Consider the following 6,000-nt stretch of genomic DNA (forward strand, 5'->3'; position numbering starts at 1 on the left):
GATCTCACCCTCGCCGGCGGGGACAGCCGGGGTGGCCGGGACTGCCGGGGTGGTGACCGCGGTCTCCGAGCCGCCGACGGCGGTCAGGGCGGGTGCTGCCACGGCGGCTCCGGCGCCTCCCATGGCGATGACGGCGGCCAGGGCGGCTCCCTTGGCGGGCAGGCTCAGGGTGCGGAAACGATTCGACATGGATCTCCTCAAAAGGTTGCTCGGCACGGCCGCGGTACTGCTAGCGCGGCGCGCCCTTACACCTGACTAATCGAAGGAGGAGGGTGAAAGGTTACGCTCTCGTGATTTTTCCCGAGAAAGGCCGGTGGCCGGGGCATAACGCCCCGGCCACCGGCCTTCGATCAGCTGAGGGGTGTCAGTAGGCCTTGACCCGCTGTTCGACCACCAGGTGGATCAGGGCGAAGGTCTTGTCCTCGTCGATGGCCTTGAGGGCAGCTTCGAGGGCGGCGGGCACATCGGCGTCCTTCTCCACCTTCACCCCGAAGCCGCCGAAGGCCTGGGCCATCAGGGCGAAGTCGGGATTCTTCAGCTGGGTGCCGGAGATCCGCTCCGGGTACCAGCGTTCCTGGTGGGTGCGGATGGTGCCGTATTCCTGGTTGTCCATGACGATGACCAGCGGGGTGGCCCCGTACTGGGCGGCGGTCGCCAGTTCCTGCCCGTTCATGAGGAACTCGCCGTCGCCGGCGATGGTCACCACGCGCCGTCCCGGGTGGGCCAGCGAGGCGGCGATGGCCGAGGGGACGGAGTAACCCATGGAACCGTTGCGGGCCGACAGCATGGAGGCGTAGTCGTGGGTGGGGAAGTAGCGGTGCGCCCAGTTGGTGTGCTCGCCGGCGCCGAGGGTGACCATGGCGTCGCGCGGCAGGCCCGCGACCAGGTTGGCCATCATGGTGTCCATCCGGGCCGGCCCGTCACCGGGCTCGGCCGGCGGCAGGGCGGCGAACTTGACCTGCTCGCCGCGCATGCGCTGGGTGAAGTCTTTCCACTCGTCCTTCACCGGCAGGTCCATCATGACCAGGTCGCGGACAAAGACGTCAGGCTTGGCCACGATCTGGTAGGAGACGGGGCCGGAGCGGCCCCGCAGCGACGGGTCGATGGTGACCAGGAAGTTCTTCTTGGACCAATCCTGCCGGACCAGGAAGCCGTCGGTGATGACATCGCCCGGGACGGTGCCGACGAAGACCAGCAGGTCGGTTTCCTCGAGCAGGTCGTAGGTGGGCTTCGGCCGGCCGTAGCCGATCGGGCCCACGTAGGAGGGGGAGTCGAAGGGGATGGTGCCCTCGCAGCGCCATTCGACCGCCGCCGCGATGTTGTGCTCCTCGAGCCAGGTCGTGAGCGCGCTGGACCCTTCCTGGGTCCAGTCATTGCCGCCGACGACGAACAGCGGCTTCTCGGCTTCCTTCAGCGCGGCCTTGAGCGCCTTCCAGTCCGTGACCGTCATGCCGCCCTGCGCCACGGGGATGACAGGGTGCAGCGTGGCGTCTACTTCTTCGCGGATGACATCTTCGGGAAGACCGACGACGACGGGTCCCGGCCGCCCGCTCATGGCGGCAAACATGGCCTCGGCGACGATTTCGGAGGCCCGCTCGGGGTGGTCCAGCACCATGACCCGCTTGGCGCCGGTGTCGAACCAGGATTTGATGTCGAATTCCTGGAAGGCTTCGCGGTCACGGTGCTCGAAGGGGATCAGGCCAACGAACAGCACCATGGGCGTGGCGTCCTGCCAGGCGGTGTGGAGGCCGACGTGGGCGTTGGCCGCGCCGGGTCCGCGGGTGACCATGGCGATGCCCGGACGCTGGTTCATCTTTCCGTCCGTCTCGGCCATGTAGGCAGCCCCGCCTTCGTGGCGGCAGACGATGGTGTCGATGCTGGAAGTGTGGAGTCCGTCCAACACCTCCAGGTAGCTCTCGCCGGGAACCACGTACGTCCGCTCGACGCCGTGCGCCATCAATGAATCGACAATGATGTGCCCTGCCGATTTGCGGACCGGCTGCTGCTGCTGCGCTGCGACTGCGACCGCTTCCATTTGATCCTGTGTCACAGGAGACCTCTTTCACCTTTGAATCGAACTCGTCCGCGGCATTCTTCTCGTGCGGGTGCACGGTGCCCGATGAACGCGCTTGAGCAAAAGTACATGATGGGGTGTGTTATGACACCGTCCCTGTGACATGGCGAGGTAACGAAAGTGACGTGGTTCGCATTGTCCGGGCGGGGTGTGCAACCTAGGCCGAATGCCGGCAGGGCGCTGACGGCATATCCGCGCGGCAGATCCGCCCCGGTACCGCGGCGTGCCCGGGCGGCAGATCCGCCCGGCGCCGCTGCCCGTTCCCGCGCGGCGGTGCCTGTTCCCGGGCCCGAGGTGGCTGCTGCGGCCGTTCTTACCCGCGCCGGTGGCGGGCCACGAAATCGACGCAGCCGCGGATGGCGCCCGCGGCCAGGCAGATGAGGCCCAGCATGGCCAGAACCAGCGCATTCCCCGCTATGCCGATGAACAGCAGGAGCGCGCCGGCCAGGGCGAGCAGGGTCGCCGCCCCGACCACGTGGCCGAAGACCAGCACGCCGCGGGCCGACAGGGAGCGGGCCAGACGGGGGTCGTCGTTCTCCAGTTGCTGCCCCAGTTTGTCCAGGCGCTGCCGTTCGTCATCCGATAGAGACATTCCGACCTCCTCGGGCTCCGCGGCGCCGCAGCCGGTGCCGCGCCGGACACCGTATAAGACAAATGTAGCCTCGGGATGCCCGCCGGGGGTATGGGCCGGGGCCAAGCGAAGGCCGATTCGTTACCGACGCCCTCGGCGGAACGCTGCGGTTTTGCCGGAGCATCTCCGCCGGTGGTACTTTGATCCGGATAAATCTGATTTATTGACGAGAGATTGGTCACCAAATCAGATGTAATGATGCGTCTGAGGAGTTCTGCCCATGTCTCTGCAATATCCCCCGCTGGTGGTCATGGGCGTCCAAGGATGCGGAAAATCCACGGTGGGCAGCGCGGTCGCCCGGCACCTCGGCCTTGAGTTCATCGACGGCGATGACCTGCACAGCGCTGCGAACAAGGAAAAGATGGCCTCCGGCCAGCCATTGACTGACGCCGACCGCCACCCCTGGCTGAGCGCCATCGGCCAGGTCATGGCAGAGAAGCTGGCGGAGGGAAGCACCGCCGTCGTCGCATGCTCGGCGCTGAAGCGCAGCTACCGCGACCTGATCCGCTCCTTCGCGCCGCAGACCCGGTTCGTTCACCTCACCGGTAGCCAGGAACTGATTGCCGAGCGGATCAGCGGGCGCGACCACGAATACATGCCCCCGACACTGCTGGATTCGCAGTTCCAGACGCTGGAACCGCTCGGCGACGACGAGGCGGGCCTTGAGGTCTCCGTCACCGATTCCCCCGAGCGGATTGCGGTGCTGGTGGAGCACTACCTGCAGGACCCGGCCGGCCCAGCGGGGAGCTAGCGCCGGCGGGCGGGAAGCAACTGAGCCAACAACTGAAACGGTTGATCCGATAACCCGTCGGGCAACCGTCCGATACAACGAAGGACAATGATGACCGAACTCGAGCTCAACTGGACGTTGGGCACGGCGGGCCTCCTGCTGGTCGCCGTAGCAGCCATCGCGCTGCTGCTGGTGCTGATCATGCGGTTCCGCGTGCACGCCTTCCTGTCGCTGATTATTGTCAGCCTGCTCACCGCAGTGGCGACCGGCATTCCGGCCGCAGACATTATGCCGACGCTGCTGGGCGGCTTCGGCGGAACCTTGGCCAGCGTGGCCCTGCTGGTCGGCCTGGGCGCCATGCTCGGCCGCATGCTGGAGGTCTCCGGCGGCGCGGACGTCATGACGCAGGCGTTGATCAACAAGTTCGGCGAAAAGCGTGCGCCGCTGGCGCTCTCCGTGGCATCGCTGCTGTTCGGTTTCCCGATCTTCTTCGACGCCGGCCTCGTGGTCATGCTGCCGATCATTTTCACCGTGGCACGACGCCTGGGCGGATCGCTGCTGACCTATGCGTTCCCCGCAGCCACCGCCTTCTCCGTCATGCACATCTTCGTGCCGCCGCACCCGGGTCCCGTGGCCGCCACCGGCCTGCTGGGCGCCGACGTCGGACTCGTTCTGATTCTTGGCCTGGTCATTGCCATCCCGACCTGGTACCTGGTGGGCTACCTGTTCGGCCACTTCCTGGGCCGCCGGTTCAACATCGCCGTGCCGGACATCCTCGATGCCCCGAAGGGTTCGGTGGAGAACGAATTCCGCTCCGCCCCGAAGCTGGGCACCATCTTCTTCCTGCTGCTGCTGCCGCTGCTGCTGATCTTCCTCAACACCGGCCTGAACATGCTCGCCACCGCCGAGGTTGTCTCGCTCGAGGACACCTGGGTACAGGTCCTGCGCACGCTGGGTGAAACCCCGATCGCCCTGCTGATCACCGTGCTCCTGGCGATGTGGCTGCTGGGCCACCGCCAGGGCAAGGAACGCAGCCTGATCGAAACCGTGGTCGACAGTGCGCTGGGCCCGGTCTGCTCGATCATCCTGATCACCGGCGCCGGCGGAATGTTCGGCGGTGTGCTGCGCTCGAGCGGCATCGGCAACGCCATCGCCGGCTCGCTGGACGCGATCGGCCTGCCGATCATCGTCGCCGGCTTCGTGATCGCCGCCGTCGTCCGTGTGGCACAGGGCTCCGCCACCGTGGCGCTGACCACCGCGGCCGCTCTGGTCCAGCCGGTCGTGATGGGCAACCCGGACTTCAACCCGGTGGAACTGGCCGCCATCGTGCTGGCGCTGGCCGCCGGCTCGGTGTTCGCCGGCCACGTGAACGACTCGGGCTTCTGGCTGGTCAGCCGGTTCTTCCAGATGGACACCAAGACCACGCTGAAGACCTGGACCGTGGGCCAGGCGCTGGTGGGCATCATCGGCTTTGTCCTGGCCCTGGCCATCTACCTGATCGCCACGCCTTTCTAGTACAACCCTTGGGCAACATGGACGGGGCGGCTGCGGCCGTCCCGTCCGCATTTGGAGAGTAATGACTGTAAACATGTTCGACATTTCCTCGCGGGTGGCGCTGGTGACCGGCTCCAGCCGCGGGATCGGCAAGGCGATCGCCCGCGGGCTCGCCGCCGCGGGCGCCGTCGTGGTGCTCAACGGGCTGGATGAGGAACGGCTGGAAGGCACCCGCGCGGAGCTGGCCGCGGAGTTCGGCGAAGACCGCATCCACGCCCGGGCCTTCGATGTCACCGACGCGCAGGCGGCGGCCGACGGCGTGGCCTGGGTCGAGCGCGAAGTGGGCCCCCTGTGGGTGCTGGTCAACAACGCCGGCGTCCAGCACCGGGTGCCGATGCTGGACCTGGACGTGGACGACTGGGAGCGCGTGCTGCGGACCAACCTGACCAGCGCCTTCCTGGTGGGCCGCGAGGCCGCCCGGCACATGATCGAACGCGGCGCCGGGAAAATCATCAACATCGCGTCCGTCCAGACCGACCTGGCCCGTCCGACCATCGCCCCCTACACGGCGTCCAAGGGCGGCATCCGCAACCTGACCCGGGCGATGACTGCCGAGTGGGCCAGCCTGGGGCTGCAGATCAACGCGATCGCCCCGGGCTACATCCACACCGAAATGACCCAGAAGCTGGTCGACGACGAGGCCTTTAATGCGTGGATCCTGGGCCGCACCCCGGCACACCGCTGGGGCACGGTGGAGGACATCGTGGGACCTGCCATCTGGCTGGCCTCCGACGCCTCCAATTTTGTGAACGGCCAGGTGGTGTTTATCGACGGCGGCATGACCACCGTCGTCTGACCCCGACCCGTCGTAGTTTTGCAGCACCATCGAAAGGCATGCGGACCTACCCTTCCTTCCACCTGAGGCCGCGCGGCCGGGCGTGCCCGCCGGCCTCCGGTACAAACTCATGGCCTAGACTGGACCGTCGATGCGGAGGCCCCCGGGGTATCTCCGGCACGAGGAAATCTGCGGTTTGCAGCACAACGTTCGAAAGGCCACTGAGTGCGGGTCGT

Annotated in this window: 5 protein-coding genes and 1 pseudogene; 3 read left to right on the forward strand and 3 right to left on the reverse strand. The window is 66.9% G+C overall.

The annotated features are described in order from the left end of the window. The 3 genes and pseudogenes from AC5RV2_RS13545 to AC5RV2_RS13555 form a co-directional block, all read right to left on the reverse strand. Positions 1-189 (reverse strand): annotated as a pseudogene (locus AC5RV2_RS13545) (hypothetical protein); the annotation flags it as partial. 175 nt (positions 190-364) lie between these two features. Further along, positions 365-2,035: a thiamine pyrophosphate-dependent enzyme gene (locus AC5RV2_RS13550; protein ID WP_494092763.1), complete on the reverse strand. Its 1,671-nt coding sequence runs from the start codon at positions 2,033-2,035 to the stop codon at positions 365-367. A gap of 352 nt (positions 2,036-2,387) precedes the next feature. Then, a complete protein-coding gene (locus AC5RV2_RS13555) occupies positions 2,388-2,666 on the reverse strand; it encodes a DUF3040 domain-containing protein (protein ID WP_494092764.1) in 279 nt (92 codons plus the stop codon). Between the two features lie 259 nt (positions 2,667-2,925). Between AC5RV2_RS13555 and AC5RV2_RS13560 the strand changes: the two genes are divergently transcribed. From AC5RV2_RS13560 to AC5RV2_RS13570, 3 genes are all read left to right on the forward strand, one after another. Beyond that, positions 2,926-3,456: a gluconokinase gene (locus AC5RV2_RS13560; RefSeq protein ID WP_494092765.1), complete on the forward strand. Its 531-nt coding sequence runs from the start codon at positions 2,926-2,928 to the stop codon at positions 3,454-3,456. Between the two features lie 87 nt (positions 3,457-3,543). After that, positions 3,544-4,950, forward strand: coding sequence for a GntP family permease (locus AC5RV2_RS13565; protein ID WP_494092766.1), 1,407 nt, complete (start codon positions 3,544-3,546; stop codon positions 4,948-4,950). A 61-nt stretch (positions 4,951-5,011) separates the two neighbouring features. Then, positions 5,012-5,785, forward strand: a complete 774-nt coding sequence (locus tag AC5RV2_RS13570; protein ID WP_494092767.1) for an SDR family oxidoreductase — start codon at positions 5,012-5,014, stop codon at positions 5,783-5,785. The last annotated feature ends 215 nt before the right edge of the window (positions 5,786-6,000 follow it).

Source organism: Arthrobacter sp. Y3225116 (genome assembly GCF_059091245.1).